Annotated in this window: 17 protein-coding genes; all 17 read right to left on the bottom strand. The window is 33.6% G+C overall.

The features are described from left to right. Positions 1–135 precede the first annotated feature (135 nt). The 17 genes from gltA to THEWI_RS03090 all read right to left on the bottom strand — a co-directional run bounded on the left by gltA (position 136) and on the right by THEWI_RS03090 (position 16,580). Positions 136–1,527: an NADPH-dependent glutamate synthase gene (gltA, locus tag THEWI_RS03165; protein WP_003869352.1), complete on the bottom strand. Its 1,392-nt coding sequence runs from the start codon at positions 1,525–1,527 to the stop codon at positions 136–138. Beyond that, positions 1,517–2,368, bottom strand: a complete 852-nt coding sequence (locus tag THEWI_RS03160; protein WP_006570031.1) for a sulfide/dihydroorotate dehydrogenase-like FAD/NAD-binding protein — start codon at positions 2,366–2,368, stop codon at positions 1,517–1,519. The genes gltA and THEWI_RS03160 overlap by 11 nt, the downstream gene beginning before the upstream one ends. Position 2,369: 1 nt before the next feature. After that, positions 2,370–3,200, bottom strand: coding sequence for an Asp23/Gls24 family envelope stress response protein (locus tag THEWI_RS03155; protein WP_003866831.1), 831 nt, complete (start codon positions 3,198–3,200; stop codon positions 2,370–2,372). A gap of 393 nt (positions 3,201–3,593) precedes the next feature. Continuing rightward, positions 3,594–3,725: a cyclic lactone autoinducer peptide gene (locus THEWI_RS13825; RefSeq protein WP_014062428.1), complete on the bottom strand. Its 132-nt coding sequence runs from the start codon at positions 3,723–3,725 to the stop codon at positions 3,594–3,596. 252 nt (positions 3,726–3,977) lie between these two features. Continuing rightward, positions 3,978–4,562, bottom strand: a complete 585-nt coding sequence (locus THEWI_RS03150; protein WP_014062427.1) for an accessory gene regulator B family protein — start codon at positions 4,560–4,562, stop codon at positions 3,978–3,980. Continuing rightward, positions 4,555–5,418, bottom strand: coding sequence for a sensor histidine kinase (locus tag THEWI_RS03145; RefSeq protein ID WP_014062426.1), 864 nt, complete (start codon positions 5,416–5,418; stop codon positions 4,555–4,557). Before THEWI_RS03145 ends, THEWI_RS03150 begins: the two co-directional genes overlap by 8 nt. 19 nt (positions 5,419–5,437) lie before the next feature. Next, entirely contained in the window at positions 5,438–6,148 is a 711-nt protein-coding gene (locus THEWI_RS03140) for a LytR/AlgR family response regulator transcription factor (protein ID WP_014062425.1), read from the bottom strand. A gap of 21 nt (positions 6,149–6,169) precedes the next feature. Beyond that, the gene (locus THEWI_RS03135) at positions 6,170–6,628 is read right to left on the bottom strand and encodes a hypothetical protein (RefSeq protein WP_014062424.1); all 459 of its coding nucleotides are present in this window, start codon (positions 6,626–6,628) and stop codon (positions 6,170–6,172) included. A gap of 121 nt (positions 6,629–6,749) precedes the next feature. Beyond that, positions 6,750–7,817, bottom strand: coding sequence for a butyrate kinase (gene buk, locus THEWI_RS03130; protein ID WP_014062423.1), 1,068 nt, complete (start codon positions 7,815–7,817; stop codon positions 6,750–6,752). 122 nt (positions 7,818–7,939) lie between these two features. Next, entirely contained in the window at positions 7,940–8,752 is an 813-nt protein-coding gene (locus THEWI_RS03125) for a methyl-accepting chemotaxis protein (RefSeq protein ID WP_014062422.1), read from the bottom strand. 36 nt (positions 8,753–8,788) lie between these two features. Continuing rightward, positions 8,789–9,769: a 3-oxoacyl-ACP synthase III family protein gene (locus THEWI_RS03120; protein WP_014062421.1), complete on the bottom strand. Its 981-nt coding sequence runs from the start codon at positions 9,767–9,769 to the stop codon at positions 8,789–8,791. Between the two features lie 16 nt (positions 9,770–9,785). Further along, a complete protein-coding gene (gene phaZ / locus THEWI_RS03115) occupies positions 9,786–10,682 on the bottom strand; it encodes an intracellular short-chain-length polyhydroxyalkanoate depolymerase (protein WP_014062420.1) in 897 nt (298 codons plus the stop codon). A 116-nt stretch (positions 10,683–10,798) separates the two neighbouring features. Beyond that, complete coding sequence (locus THEWI_RS03110; RefSeq protein ID WP_014062419.1) at positions 10,799–12,010, bottom strand: esterase/lipase family protein; 1,212 nt, start codon at positions 12,008–12,010, stop codon at positions 10,799–10,801. A gap of 49 nt (positions 12,011–12,059) precedes the next feature. Further along, positions 12,060–13,355 (bottom strand): acetyl-CoA hydrolase/transferase family protein, encoded by a 1,296-nt coding sequence (locus tag THEWI_RS03105; RefSeq protein ID WP_014062418.1) that lies wholly within the window; start codon positions 13,353–13,355, stop codon positions 12,060–12,062. Between the two features lie 38 nt (positions 13,356–13,393). After that, positions 13,394–14,422: a 3-oxoacyl-ACP synthase gene (locus THEWI_RS03100; protein ID WP_014062417.1), complete on the bottom strand. Its 1,029-nt coding sequence runs from the start codon at positions 14,420–14,422 to the stop codon at positions 13,394–13,396. Continuing rightward, entirely contained in the window at positions 14,398–15,237 is an 840-nt protein-coding gene (locus THEWI_RS03095) for an alpha/beta fold hydrolase (protein WP_014062416.1), read from the bottom strand. Before THEWI_RS03095 ends, THEWI_RS03100 begins: the two co-directional genes overlap by 25 nt. A gap of 71 nt (positions 15,238–15,308) precedes the next feature. Beyond that, positions 15,309–16,580: an ABC transporter substrate-binding protein gene (locus THEWI_RS03090; RefSeq protein WP_014062415.1), complete on the bottom strand. Its 1,272-nt coding sequence runs from the start codon at positions 16,578–16,580 to the stop codon at positions 15,309–15,311. Positions 16,581–16,585: the final 5 nt, after the last annotated feature.

Genomic DNA, 16,585 nt, shown 5'->3' with positions numbered 1-16,585 from the left:
CCTCATCCACATTGAGTTTATTTACTTACTAACTATCATATTTCTCTATCCTGTTAATTATTATTATATAATTTTTTCTGTACAAAAAAAAGCCGAAACCGGCTTTTTTATTAATACAAGTCATAATTTTTGTCTTTATTTTTTATTTCTCAAATATTCATCTATAGCTTTAGCTGCTTGTTTGCCTGCACCCATTGCAAGTATTACAGTTGCAGCACCAGTCACCGCATCGCCACCAGCAAACACACCCGGTTTTGAGGTTTTACCGGTTTCATCGGCAATTATGCCGCCCCATTTTTGAATCTCGATATCTTTTGTAGTGGAAGGAATCAAATTATTAGGGCTTGTTCCTAAAGCCATAATCACTGTATCTACTTCTATTGTAAACTCAGAGCCAGGTATTTCAATAGGTCTCCTTCTTCCTGAGCTATCAGGCTCACCTAATTCCATTCTTATTACATCCATACTTTTTACCCATCCATCTTCTGTCCCATTTATCCTTATTGGGTTAGCTAAAAACTCAAATTTTATACCTTCTTCAATAGCATGCTCTATCTCCTCCGCCCTTGCTGGCATCTCCTCTTTTGAACGCCTGTATACTACAGTTACTTCTTCCACACCATCAAGCCTTAGAGCAGAACGTGCAGCATCCATTGCAACATTTCCTCCACCTATTACAGCTACTCTCTTACCTACTACAATAGGAGTATCATATTCAGGAAATTTATATGCTTTCATAAGATTTATTCTTGTCAAAAATTCATTGGCAGAATAAACACCATTCAAATTCTTGCCCGGAATATCCATTAACTTAGGAAGTCCAGCACCTGTGCCAACAAATACTGCTTCAAAGCCTTCTTCCTCCATTAATTGGTCAATCGTAACTGTCCTTCCCACAACCACGTTAGTCTCAACTTTTGCACCTAATTTCTTTAATCTTTCTATTTCTGCTTCCACAATTCTCTTGGGTAATCTAAATTCGGGAATCCCATAGGTCAAAACTCCACCCAAAGCATGCAAAGCCTCAAAAATTGTAACATCATAGCCCATTTTTAGAAGGTCTCCTGCACAAGTAAGTCCTGCAGGTCCTCCACCTATTATAGCCACTTTTTTATTTTTCTTCTCAGGCTTTACTTCTTCTTCAATATTATTTTGAAGGGCATAATCAGCTACAAATCTCTCTAATCTTCCAATAGCAATAGGTTTGCCAATTTTATTTAATACGCAATTCTTTTCACACTGTTCTTCCTGCGGACATACTCTGCCACAGACGGCAGGTAAACTATTTGTACTCTTTATTATTTTATAAGCCTCTTCAAATTCTCTTTTCGTAATTGCTTTTATAAACTCTGGTATTCTCACATGGACGGGACACCCGGCCACACAAGTAGGTTTAGGACATTGTATACACCTTGAAGCTTCAGCAATTGCCTCCTCTTCAGTATATCCTAACGCTACTTCATTAAAATTTTTCCTTCTCTCTTTTGGATCCTGTTCTTTCATAGGCACTCTATCTTTAACGGCCATGGTGATCACCTCCATGATGTTGTTCATACAATTCTAATGACACTTTTTCTTGCTTTTTAAACATATTGAGCCTTGTCATTGCCAAATCAAAATTCACAAGGTGTCCATCAAAAATCGGCCCATCCATACATACAAACTTTGTCTCTCCTCCAACTTCAATCCTACAAGCGCCACACATACCTGTCCCATCTACCATCAATGGGTTCATACTTACTATAGTTGGTATATTGTATTCTTTAGTCATTTTGCAAACATTCTTCATCATTATAACAGGTCCTACAGTAATCACATAATCTACTTCTTTGTCATTTTCTAAAACCTCTTTTAAAACATCCGTGACAAATCCTTTTTTGCCAAGAGTACCGTCATCTGTAGCATAATGTACTTTATCACACACAGCTTCCATTTCTTTTTTGAAAATTACATATTCCTCACTTCGTCCACCTAAAATTGCCTCTACTTTATAACCTTCTTGATGTAACATTTTTAATTTTGGATAAAGAGCAGGTATACCTACACCACCGCCAACACCTAATATTTTTTTTGCATCTTTGGGAACTTCCATCGTATTACCCAAAGGCCCCACAAAATCTAAAATATAATCTCCTTCATTGAGAGTACCCAATAGCTTCGTCGATTTACCAACCTCTTGAAATACAATTGTAACTGTTCCCTTTTCCGGGTCATAATCTGCAATAGTAAGAGGAATTCTTTCCCCTTTATCATAAATTCTAATAATGACAAACTGGCCAGGCTTTGCACTCTTTGCAACTCTTGGCGCTTCAATATCCATGAGTTTGACTACAGGATTTAATACCTCTTTTCTCACGATTTTGTACATATCACACACCCTTTTCTCTAATATTTGTTTTTTCTATATACAAATTTTTTACATAAATGTCCATTTGCAGGACATTTATGGCCGTCATATACTCCAATTGTTTTTTTATATTTTTCATAGCTTCTTTTAATACAGGGATAATTTTGTACCCATACCTCATTGTAACGTCTACTTTTAAAATTATACCTTCAGGCCTTTTTTCTGTCAAAACTTTATTAACTTTGTAAACTTCATTAAATAAAATAAGTTCATGAGCCACTATTGAATTTATAACGCTTTCAGAAATGGTATATTTACCTAAATAACTATAATTAGGCCTTACAATGGTTTTTTCAAAATACCCTTTGTTATTCCTCCTAAAAATCCTGAGAGGGTCTAAAAAATAGCCTGAGAACTGCTTTTTAACTTCGAAAGTTGGAACAGGGATAACATGTTTTCCTTCTAACAACCGTTTTTCACGGGCTATTTCAATCTGTTTAGGTGGGACTACATCTTCAATATATATCCTTACACTCACTGGCGGAAGCCCTAACTTTTCAGCTATAGCATCCACCATTTTATCAGAAGTGCCTATTATAAGGATTTTATCCGGTTTCGCTTCTTCAATAGCTTTTTTTACTTCCTCTACATGCGTAGGATCAGTAAATAATGCTCTTTTTATCGCTCCAATTTTTGTAGCCTCTTTTTTAGCAGAAACCCCCGCAATAATGTTATTACCTTTTATTAAAATTCCATCATCAATGATATACCTAATGCCATACTTGCCAGCAATAAAAGAAGCATGATGGCTTTTACCCGTCCCACTTTCTCCTACTAAAGAATAAACCTTCAACAGAGTAACCCCCTAAAAATGCAATATAAAAAACCAGCTAATAATCTTTTGAATTGTTTTACAATATTAATTATACGGTTTTATATAAATTTTTCAATCACAAAAAATATGTATTGCTTCAGCATGTTATAGAAAAAATCAGCAATATATACCCCCCTATCCTATACCCCTACAAAGCTTATTATAACTTTCTTACTATTTTAAAGTCAAGACTATCCCCTTAAATCTCTTTCATAAATTCTATTATTTAAGCAAAAATTATACCAATAATTTCTTAAAATACCAAAATAAAAAGTGCCGAAAACTCGGCACAAAATCAATTTAAATCTATGTAAAAACTCAGGAAAATGTTGAAACCCACGAGGGAAGGGTAGAAAAGATCTTTGAGATGTATTACTTTTTCAACAAAACATCAGGAACTTGCGGCTTATAGAACCAGCCGATGCAAGCAGAAGTTGCAAGTCCCAATGTGCCTATAAATGTAAGCAGCGTTCCTAATAGTGATAGTGGGTTAATTTTTTTCATTCACTTCACCTCCCACTCATCTTTATCTAATTATACAACATTTAAAACGCTTTGTGTGGATTTCGGAACGAAAGTGTCATTTTTGGGAACGAAAATGCATTTTTCACCTAAATATATCCAAATATTTACACAAAATCCCATTTTTTTATGTAATAAATACAATATATTCCTTTAAAAACCATTAATTTTTTGTATAAAAATATATTCTTTGCTTAGATTTACATAAAAAGGCTGAAAAAAATAAAAAAATTTTTATATCCCTGCTTTTTTAAACAACGTATCTGCAATTTTTACTATAGTTTCTCCTAATGTAGTCCTCATAACAGCTTGTAGTGTAAAACCTATAGATACTAAAAACAATATTTTAATATAGACTATTGAATTGGCGAAAAATAAAAAAATATTTATACCAACTAAACTCAGAATTATAACCCTGTAAAATTTATTATCCTTCACTATCGCTAAAACTATAAAATATAACAATAGGCTTGTAAAAACTTTAAATTCTAAAGGAAAATGTATATCTACAAATTTTGCTAAAGCAGCAAAAGGTATGAAATAAACTGCCGTAAAAGTTACACATCTATTATAGGTTGAACAATGAGCTCCTCCTGTATTTATTCTCAAAAAAAGAGCAGAAAGCATTATTACTACAGTGTAAAAGCCAAATCCCAATATTAAAGAAATAGCATAAACTAAAGTAAATTCAATTATTACCCCTAAAATTAAGCTTATACCATATTGTATTTTTGCCATTTCAATATACGTTAAATTTTGCGTTTTAAACAGTCTTTGTGTTAACCTCTCAGCTAACTTTTCGATATTAATTTTAATCACCCTCCAAAGAAAATTTGGGAATTTCTACAATAACGTCAAAATAACCTCCATCGGTTTGTACTTCTATTTCACCGCTATACTTTTCTACTATATTTCTGACAATATACAATCCTTCTCCTCTGCCTCTACCCTCTTTTGTAGAAAACCCTTCTTCAAAAAAGATGGATGGTTTTACATTTGTTTGAAAATTATATCTATTCTTTATGTAAAAAATGTAATCTATTGGGTCTTCTTTCATCTCTATAATTATGTATTTATCTTTTTCCATTTCATCACAAGCCTCTATTGCATTGTCTATTAAATTTCCTAAAACCGAAACTAAATTAAGCACGTGTTTTTTGCTGCACTGGATTTGTGTATCACATTTAAAATCCACTTCAATATCTTTACTCTTAGCATTACTTATTTTCGAATAAAGCAATATATCAATTTCATTTACACCTGTGTTTATCGTCACTAAATTTTTATCAATTTCTTCCATATATGAAGACAAATAATTCTCCAGTTCACTATATCTTTTTTCCTTGACTAATTCAGAAATAATTATCAAGTGATTTTTAATATCATGGTGATTTTGCCTATAGATGCGATTTTGCTCTTCTATGTATTTAAATCTAATACTATTTATCAAAAATTGGCGTTCTTCTTTATTTTTAGCATACAGCTCTCTTAACACAAAAATAGAAAACCCATTCAATATAAAAATTAAAATTCCTATGAAAATCCTAAACAACTCTTGATTTTTTGGCTGAAATACATCAAGACTTTTCATAAAATTGTTGTTTACTAGTATTACTATCAATACCATTTGCACTACATAAATCATCATCGCATTTTTGTAACTATCCTTAAACATAAAACCTCTTCCAATCTAACTATGATTTGTAAATAGCTTTTACTCTCCTCCTAAATTCTTCATACAATTCTTTAGAGAGATAAGCCTTATAATTTGAGCCTTTAAAACGTATCTCAAAGGAAGTCCTATTGTTATCTTTCAACAGCTCAACTTTAAAGAGGTTCACTAAAAAAGACCGATTTGTTCTAAAAAACATGCTACCATCTAACAATTCCTCTATTTCTTTTAAAGAGTAATCACATATAAATTTTTCTTTTTGGGTATAAACTATGCTCCTTTTTTTACTGGCTTGAACACAATAAATTTCCTTTGGATTGATAAGCTTTACTCCATCTTCCGTCTTAAAAGGGATAACATTTTCTACTTCCAAAAGTTTTTTCTTTATCCTATCTAAAGTTTTTCTCAGCCTCTTCTCATCAAGGGGTTTCTCAATATAATCAGAAGCATAAAGCTTTACAGCATCTTTTATGTATTCCTCAAAAGAAGTAATAAAAATTATTTCCAAAAAAGGCATGTATTCTCTAATCTTTTTCGCCACCTCAATGCCCGATATTCCTGGTAATCCTATATCTAAAATGGCAACGTCCGGTTTAATTTTAATTAATGCTTCTAATGCGTCATTTCCGTCTCCCGTAGAATATTCAACACTTACACCTTCCATTGTTAAAAGAATTTTTATGAGTTCTTTTTTAAAATTTATATCGTCTTCTGCAATGACTATTCTTAACATATAAATTCATCTCCCAATACATTACTCTGTAAATAGATAAAGTTTATATTTGCGTATAGCAAAAGAAACCAAAATTGCTATTAATAATTGGGGTAAAAAACACTCAAATCGTAAAACATAGTCCTTCAATAAAATTACAGGATCTATATCAAATAAAAATTGAATTGCCGTAACATTTAGATATTCTATTATTAAATAAATGGAGACGGATAAAATAACACTCATCATACCTTTAAAAAAGTCCATAACTTTAAATACCAAAAACAAAATCATTAATACCCCGATATAAAGTATAACATTTACAATATAACTACTGACCAATGGCCTTATAAAGTACAATATGATTCCAGTAAGTAAGCTTATATACAAAATCTTTTTTGGCTTAAACTTTACTCCCCCTAAACCAAAAGCAATACTTATTATAACTGCTGCCTCTGGCACTGAAAACAAAAATACTTCCCAAATCGTCAACTTATCCATTTTTCTCGCCTTTCTACTTTACATAATCTCAAATATAATTGTAATTTTTATTAATTATGATGTCAATTAAAATTAAAAAACTGACAAGAGGACCAACATAAACCTCTTATCAGTTTTCATTTTATACATATTCTTTTGCCTTTTCTTCACCGTTTAAAACTCTCAAAGCACCTTGAGCTAAAGCTAGCATTTCCTCTTCTCCCGGATATACATAAATAGGTGCTATAAAATTTACTCTCTCTTTTATAAGCGTTACAAATTCCTCACTATATGCAATACCTCCAGTAATTCCTATTGCATCTACGTGTCCTTTAAGAACAACCGCCATACTACCAATCTCTTTTGCAACTTTGTATGCCATTGCTTCAAATACCAGTTTAGCATATTTATCTCCGTTATTTATTCTTTTTAATACTTCTCTGACATCATTTGTACCAAGAAGAGCTGTCATTCCTCCTTTTCCATTTATCATCTTTTTTATCTCTTCATAACTGTATTTGCCACTAAAGCACAAATCTGCAACATCAAGGGCAGGAAGGTTTCCAGCTCTCTCAGGTGAAAAAGGTCCATCCCCATTTATAGCATCGTTAACATCTACAATCCTTCCCTTTTTATGTGCACCTACCGATATGCCTCCTCCAAGATGAGCTATTATGAGATTCGCTTTTTCATACTCCTTACCAATATCTTTTGAAAGGCGCCTTGCTACTGCTTTTTGATTTAAGGCATGGAATCTACTTTTTCTTTTTATTTCTGGAATACCAGTAATTCTCGCCACATCTTCAAGTTCATCAACCACAACCGGATCCACTATAAAAGCCGGAATACCATATTTATCTGCTATCAGACGAGCAATTATTCCTCCTAAGTTTGAGGCATGTTCTCCTTGGACACCATTTTTTAGGTCATTTATCATAATATCATTTACAATATAAGTACCACTTTCAACAGGTTTAATTAAGCCTCCTCTACCTACCACTGCATCAAATTCAGATAATAAAAAATTGTTATCTTGAAGCGTATTAAGTATACAGTCTACCCTAAAATCCAGTTGTTCAATAATATTATTGTATTTATTTAACTCTTTGCTTGAATGTCTTATCGTATCATTGAATACCTCATTTTCATCTTCATAAACTGCAAGTTTAGTTGATGTTGAACCAGGGTTTATTACTAAAATTTTATACATAATATTAAATCTCCCCTTTTAAATGATGAAAGCTTAATCTAAAATCATACTTGGAAGCAAAAACTGCAGGAACTTAAGCCACAATATTTTTGCTTCCAAGTATTCATTCATTATTGTCTTATTTAATAAAGTCGCGTTTTATTGTAAAGTTCCTCAAACATTTTGTTTATTTCTTCAAGCTCACTATTCGCATTTTCTATAAGTTTATATAGATTCATATTTGTATTCTTTATTTCTTTCATATTTTTATCAATTTTGTAACTTATTTCTTTAAGTTTTATAAGTACATTGTTTATAGATTCTACAGAGTCTTTGGTTGACATGGATAATTTCCTTATTTCATTTGCAACTATTGTAAACCCTTTGCCACTCTCACCAACTCTCGCAGCTTCTATTGCCGCATTTAAGCCCAATAAATTTGTTTCTGAAGAGATATGTTTAATAAAGTCTATAAGCTCGTCAGTAGATTGAGCATTATTTTTTGCATATTCTGCAAACTTTGAGGCTTCATCGCTTATTTCAGATACTTCTTTTGAAATCGAAAAGATTTCATGGAGCATAGAGTGAATCTGCTGCAATGAAGAAAACACTTTTTCAGTTATATTTGCTATCTCATCCTGTTTTGCTGTCGATTGAAATATACTTATTCCACCTGTTATTACACCGTTTTCTATCAGCGGAAACGCTATAGCAATATATGGAAAACCATACACTTCGCTTCCTACTCTTCTAACAATACGTTTTCCACTTTTTATTGCTTCATATATAGCAGTACCCTCTTTTAAAGGATCTCCTACCTTTATGTTATGATTGATTTTTTTACCAGGTAAATATAATACGCATTCATTAACATCACATATTGATATACCTAGATCCTCTGTTGTCATTATATTAATAAAAGGTGCTATTTTTTTAAACGCCTCAATAAGGGTCATTTTATCACCCCATATTATTCACCGAGATATGCACAGTTAATATATAAAAGCTGAGGCAGCCATAGAGAAACCTACTCCAGAACCTACAAATACAATGAGGTCTCCCTTCTTTATCTTATTATTTTTTACTGCATCATCTAAAGCCATGGGAAGACATGCCGAGCCTGTGTAACCATATTTTTCCATAATAGTAGTTGTCTTTGATCGATCTAATCTCAATGTGTCCATAACTTCCAATATCACTGACTTATTTATCTGAGTAAAGAAAATATGGTCAATATCTTTAACTTTATAACCTGCTTTTTCCACAACTTCCTTTACAAGAGGAGGCCACATTTTAAGATTCCTATCTGGGGGAAGGGGTTTTAGAGAAGTCAAAAGCTGGTCTTTAGGATTGCCTTTTCTAAACGGATTCTTCGCTCCACCATCATATATACCCAAAAAATCATATTGTGTACCATCTCCTATGAATTTGGATGCTAAAAACCCAGCATTTTCTTCTGTTGAAGTAAGTACAACCGCTCCGCCACCATCTGCAAATATGGCTGATAATCCTGGTGTATTATAGTCAATAAACTTGCTCATGTTATATGCACCAATAACTAAGACTTTATTTAATGAATCATCTGCCATAATCATTTTTGATGCAACTGCAAGAGAGCCTGCAAATCCGGCGCAAGAAGCATTTATATCAAAAAAGCCAGCATTTACTGCCCCAAGTCTTCCTTGTACAACAGCAGAAGTTGGGGGAGTAATATACTCGGGAGTGTCCGTTGATAAAATTATCAAATCAATATCCTTTGCTGATATATCTGCCATTTCTAAGGCCCTTATAGCTGCTTCATAAGCAAGGTCTGCAGTGCTTTCATCTTGTCCAGTTATATACCTTTGAAGTATTCCAACCTTATTTTCAAAATTTATGCTTATTGGCTCACCTATTCTTTTTGACAGTTCTTCATTTGTTATCAAATTCTTTGGGTGATAACTTCCCACTCCTATGATTCGCGCCCTTCTCATATATTTATCTCCTCCCCTATTTCTCAATAAAGTCTAGCATAACCTTTAATGTTTGTTGTTCATTATCAATAAACACACTATGAGCCGCATTTTCAATAATTACAACATGGGCATTCTCTCCGATTTCTTTTGCTGTTTCTTCGCTATACTCTTTTTTTACAATTACATCGTGTTCTCCCCATAATAACAATACAGGCATCTTTAGATTGTCTACTTCCCCTGTACCCATGACCACACCATTATGAATGTGAGATATATTAAAAATCTGCGTTGCCCATGCACAATCAGGATAATTTCTTACTGTAAAAATATCCTCTATGAGCTCTTTGTAATAGTTTTCTTCAGGCTTTTTATAGTTAAACACAGCAGAATCCCAAATATTTTTCATTATTTCTCTGTTTCCCGATCTCAATGCATAAACTATCGGCAAAACTTGTACTTTATCATTAAACACTTCTTCTTTTGTTTTCCAATATTCACCCGGTATCACTTTACCTTCTTCATCTTTTTTTGTAAATGGTATACCTTTGCAAGATGGTGAACTTACGAGGATCAATTTTTTTACTGCATCAGGGTGGTCAGCCGCTAGTTGCATAGAAATTACTCCGCCCATCGACCACCCTACAAGAATAAACTCTTTGATATTCATTTCTTGTGAAAAAAGCCATATATCTTCAGAAAAATCCCTCATTGTTTCAATAGGCTTGTTATATGAAGAGATTCCTGCTCCTCTTAAATCTACTGCATAAAGTTTAAAATTTTCAGGAAATCTTTGCATAAATTTTTCCCAATATTTTGATGAAACTAAATTACCATGAATAAAAATTATTGCGTCTTTTCCTCCTTCTCTTTCTCTGTAACCAATTTCCTCTCCATTTGGTAAAGCAATTTTTTTATATATTACTCTACACATAAATTTTAACCCCCTTTATTTTTAACATCTACAACGTAATATAATATTTTAATTTGTTTCCGAGGAAATAAACTGCTTGAAATATAATTTACTTTTGCTAAAAGCAATTTCCTTTCTCATTTTGACAATTGTGCATCTATCCAATCCATAGCTGATTTATCATATGCCAGTTCAACGTGATTAAGATGATATACATCTTTAGCTATAACTTTTGCGCCTGATTTTGTCATTGCCGATGTATCAGTAGCACTTTTTACAAATACTAATCCATCACTGGGCCCTGTGGTCTCCCATGGAACACCATTTATATAATTGTAATCTCCAGCCAATACAGCTATTTCCACAGAAGGGTCTACAGAAGAATTCTGTAATGTATTGATAAGATTTCCACCTTCTTTAATTGCATAATCTATTCCATATGAATAACTAGCAAATCCCCATCCTCCATAATAAGTTGTATACCAATCTTGCTGCGTTGTATTTAGAGGATATACACTATCCCATCTTGCTAACATCTGAAGTTGTCCTGGATAGGCACCACCTTCTGTATATATACTGTGATAGGTGGTATTATACCATAATCCATAAATCAACATATAAGTATAAGGAACAGGTCCAAATCCTCCAGTTGTTATTATACCCCATGCCATATTTGGATTCCTAAAAGTAAAGTCAATTCCACCATTTGGAGCTCCCAGCTGGATATATCTTCTCACATCTTTTCCAAAATCAACTCCCCATGATTTTTTGACATTTGATACGTACATTCTCGCAGACATATTGCCTTTACTATGTGCTATAATATCAACTTTACTTGCTCCTGTTACAGCCTTAACTTTCTGAATCGCATCAGCGAGAATCTCTCTTTGAATGTAATTGTCTCCATGAGGATGAGCAAAAGTCACTGCAAAAACTTTATAGCCTTTTTGTGAAAGATATTGCATTAAGCCAGTAATAGAACCATCTCTTTTAGGATCTGCGAAAAAATTTGCATCAGAACCAGCACCATGAACGAGAATCACAGGATATGGTTTGGTACCTGTATCCCAGCCAGGTGCATAATGAAGTAAAAAATATTGCGAATTAGGTTGAGGATTATTGTTAAATTCTTTGATGATTTCTGGATCTTTTTGCTGATTATCTGTTATGAATTTTTCTTGTCCTATGTTAGGATTACTATCTCTTAAAAGTTCCACTTTAGCCCAGTATTTGGAGTCAGTATACGTTTTTACTGGCGTTGGGTCAAAATATGATGTTGCTTTATAATGTCCTTGAAATAATAACAACGACATTATTACCAATAGAGGAAATACTCTTAGCTTCCTCATAAATTGTTCCTCCTTTCTTCATCAACATTTTATCTTTAACATTCAAATATTACCATATCATAAGCTCTTTAGCTTTTTCTTTAAGTTCATCTCTAAATTTAGGATGAGCAATATTTATTAAATTTCTGACCCTATCCCTTATTGAGCGTCCTCTCATTTCTGCAATACCATATTCTGTAACAATATAGTCTACATCATTTCTTGAAAGAGTCACTGCAGCACCCTCTGTTAGCACAGGAACTATTGTGGATATAGTATCGTTTTTTACTGATGAGTACAAAGCTATTATTGATTTGCCTCCTTTTGAAATTTGTGCCCCTACTGCCGTGTCTGCTTGTCCCCCTGTCCCACTGAATTGCCTTATACCCAGAGATTCTGAACAAACTTGACCTGTTAAATCTACTTGCAGTGCGGTATTTATAGATACCATTTTATAATTTTGACCTATTACATACGGGTCATTGACCACTGCACCTCTTTGAAATTCTACTCCCATATTATCATCTATAAAATCATATAGTTTCTTAGTACCAAGCGCAAATGTAGCTATAGATTTTCCTTTCCATAAGGTCTTTTTCTTATTGGTGATTACCCCAGCTTCGAATAAATCTACCATTCCTTCTGTAAACATCTCTGTGTGTATGCCAAGGTCCTTTTTATTTAAAAGTGCTTTTGCCACAGCATTGGGTATTCCACCTATTCCTAATTGAATCGTTGAACCATCCTCTACTAATTCAGCTATATAATTTCCTATTATTTTATCTTTTTCATTTGGCTCTACAATAGGAATTTCAGGAACAGGAGCGTGATTCTCAACAACAAAGTCAACTTCACTTATATGAATTTGTGTATCACCATAAGTCCTTGGTAAATTTTCATTTATTTCTAAGACAACATAATCAGCGTTTTCAAGAATATCTTTTTCATAAGTAATGCCTAAAGATAATGATAGATATCCATGTTTATCCATTGGAGTAGCCGTTCCTAGGAAAAACCTAGGTTTTCTATAGTGTAATCTTTTTGTTGAAGCTAAATGAAGATGATTTGGTATAAAAGATACTGTCCCGTATTTATGTGCTTCACGGAGTCCTGCAGTATAAAACCATGATTCAGTAAGAAAATGCCCTTTCATTGATGGATTCATAAAAAATTCATAATCTTTCATTGGAAGACATACAACAACCGTTACATCTTCAACTCTATCTTTTATAGTATGGAGTTTACTTAAAATGCCTTGAGGCTCTGAAGCAGCCATAGCAGAAACAATTTCATCTCCACTGTTAATCTTTGATAAAATTTCTTCAACAGAAACTAACTTCTTCTTGTATAGTTCTTTATAATCCATGTTTAAAACCTCCTGTCATAAAATTTATGCCATAAAATTTATTCTATAGGTCCCCACTTTATTGTAATTGCATCCCATACATAACCTATACCTGCACTTACCCACACGACTATATCACCATCTTTTATTTTTCCTCCTTCTAGGGCAAGTTGTGTTGAAAGTATCTGGTCGATCTGACCCATATGCCCATAGTTTTCTAAGTAAATCGATTTGTCAGGAGATAAGCCTAGTTCATTTAAAATAAATTCATGAGCAGACCTTTTCATGTGAAGTATCGCAAGATAGCCAATATCGGAAGGTGTATATCCGCTTTTCCTTAGAGATTCTTTAATCACACCTAAAAAATTAGGCATCGATTTTTCTTCAAGGCCTTTTTTCATATGTTCCATATTCAAAACATCTAATTTATATAGTCCTTTATCAATCATTTCATGGCTTACAGGATATTTTGTCCCTCCACCGACAACAGCAACATCTTCAGAAAAGGAACCATCTGTTATAATTGATGCCTCAAGTACAATGTTCCTATTATAATTTTTCTTAAGGAGAATTGCTCCTCCTCCTGCAGCAAGGTCATACATGAAGGATACGCGCGGATTCTTATAATCAATAAAGTCAACGTTTCTGTATCCACCAGCAATCATAACGGTATTAATATTATCATCTGCAACCATCATATCTTTCGCTATCTTCAAAGCTGCAACTGCTGTACCGCACCTTAACGCCATATCAAAAGCCCACGCATTTTCTGCTCCTATTTCGTATTGTAATTTGATACCAGATGTCCAAAGTAGATATTCTTTGTGTTCTTCGCCTATATATATAATGAGGTCTATTTCTTTTGGATCAACACCAGTTCTTCTCAAACAATCTTTCGCCGCTTGTATTCCCATATGACAAGTATGGTCTTCAGGACCCGGTATAGGCTTTCTTATAATCCCAAATTTGGTTTTTATAATTTCTTCAGGTATACCTGTTTCTTTTGCTATATCTTCAGCTGTCATATATGTCTCAGGAATGTAAAGTCCTGTTCCAACAATTCCTACGTTAATATCCTTTCTTTCCATTTTTCATCTCCTCCTATAGGTTTTGTTAAAAACTCTACAATTTTTTGATTCACTTCCTCTGCTTTTTCTATAAAAAACATGTGTCCTGCATTATCAAAAAATTCAACTTCTGAGTCCTCAATTTTTGAATGCAATAAAAGAGCATTTTCATAAGGTACGATTTTATCGTCTTTACCTGCCATTATTAAAGTAGGAGATTTAATCAAATGAACTCTTGATTCTTCATCAAATGCTAATCCAGCGTAAAATTGTCTTTTATAAGCGTAAAATGGTTGCGGCTTTTCAAATTTCCATTTCACAATTTGTTCAAATTCATCTTTATGAGTAGAAAGATATTCATCGCTAAAACTTAAAGACATAGCAATTCGCAAATTTTCCAGTGCATTACCTGCACCTGTTCCATTTAACATAATGCTAAGAGTGGACAGTGGTATTGGCACGATATTTGGTCCTCCATAATGAGTAGAACATAATATCAACCTATCAACAAGAGCAGGGTATTCCAAAGCAAGTTCTTGTGCTATATAACCACCCATAGAAACCCCAAGTATGTGAACTTTTTTAAACCCAAGTTCTGTTACCAGAGCCGCTGTATCATCAGCAAACAGCTTAATAGAATATTCCATATCAGGTTTATCGGAATCACCAACACCTCTTAGGTCAAAAACAATAACTTTAAAATGCTTTTTTAACTCGTCAATCTGCTTAAACCACATCCATTTCGAACACCCAAGTCCTTCTATAAGTACAATAGGTTGACCATTTCCGTGTATTTCATAGTATAATTCAATATTATTAACTCTGACTTTTGCCATTTGGTAGCCTCCTATCATGAGGTTTTTAGAAAGGGCTTTTTAAAAAGCCCTTTCTAAAATATTAAAAAGTATCACTTAGGTTCAATGTAATCGGTAATTATCTCATAAGTATATTCATTTTCGTTTTTGTATATAGCCTTCATAAAGTACATTGCCCTTTGTGGACTATGGTCTGTCTCTGTATAGGTAAGTTTATACGCAAGTCCATCGTTCCAATCTCTAAATGTCTCCATGGCTTTTATAAAACCGTCCCATGTAAGATTATCACCGGCCCTTTTTAATCCCTCAACAAAGGTTTGAGCTGCAATCCAACCCGCTACATGATATCCTGAAGGTGTTTCATTCGGGAAATATTTTGCCATTGTATCGTAGAACAACTTAACTTTAGGCTCGTCTTTTGTCTTCTCATATATAGGATATGCCCAACCTGCAACTATAGCTCCATTCCAAGCATCCTTTGCAAGTTTAAACATTGTAAGGTCAGAAACCACATAGGAGGCAAGAAATTGCGGTTTATACCCAATTTCTTTTGCCTTGACAGCAATACCTGCAAGAGGTTTCGCTGTACCAAGGAGTATTACAACATCTCCATTGGCCTCTTTTGCCTTTAATACCGGTGTACTAAAATCTACATCAGTTGTGTTAAAAGGAACAGCAGCTTTCAAAAGGTCAGATTTCCCAAGCTTTTCGAGTTGTTCTTTTATAGCATTTAGGCCTTCTGTACCTTGTTCATCGTTTTGATAAATTACTACAATATTTTTCGCATTTAAATTATCAACCGCATATTGTGCTAGCACATGTCCTTCTGTAGTATAATTAGGCTGTACAGGAAAATAATTTTTCTTGAAGGGAATTGCAAACTTACTTGACCCTGAGCCCTGGTATACATTAGGAATTCCTTTTTGAACGATATAATCCATTGATGCAAGCAATCCTGGAGTCCCAAGCGTGCCTACAAGAGCAAATACTTTATCTTGTTCAACTAATTCCTGAGTTTTTTGTACTGTTACAGCAGGGTTAAATTGATCATCTTTGTAAATGAGTTCTATTTTTCTTCCATTCACTCCCCCTTGATCATTGATATAATTAAAATACGCCTGCATACCATGGAGCATTGGTGTGCCAATTACTGCTACTGGTCCTGTCAACGCCAATGTTGTACCTATTTTTACGGTTGTATCTGTCACTCCTTGAGCCAATTCTTTTTTTGTTTGTTCTTTTTGTGAAGCCGGGATACTTGCCTGTTCATTATTTTTGTTTCCACAACCTGTTAAAATAATCCCTAATGTAAATATTAAAGCAAATGCTATTACAAACAATTTTTTAATAAACTTTTTCTCCATAATTA

The organism is Thermoanaerobacter wiegelii Rt8.B1 (assembly GCF_000147695.2).
Lineage (GTDB): Bacteria > Bacillota > Thermoanaerobacteria > Thermoanaerobacterales > Thermoanaerobacteraceae > Thermoanaerobacter > Thermoanaerobacter ethanolicus.
Note: the sequence above shows the minus strand (reverse complement) of the source record. Positions and strands in the feature narration are given on the sequence as shown.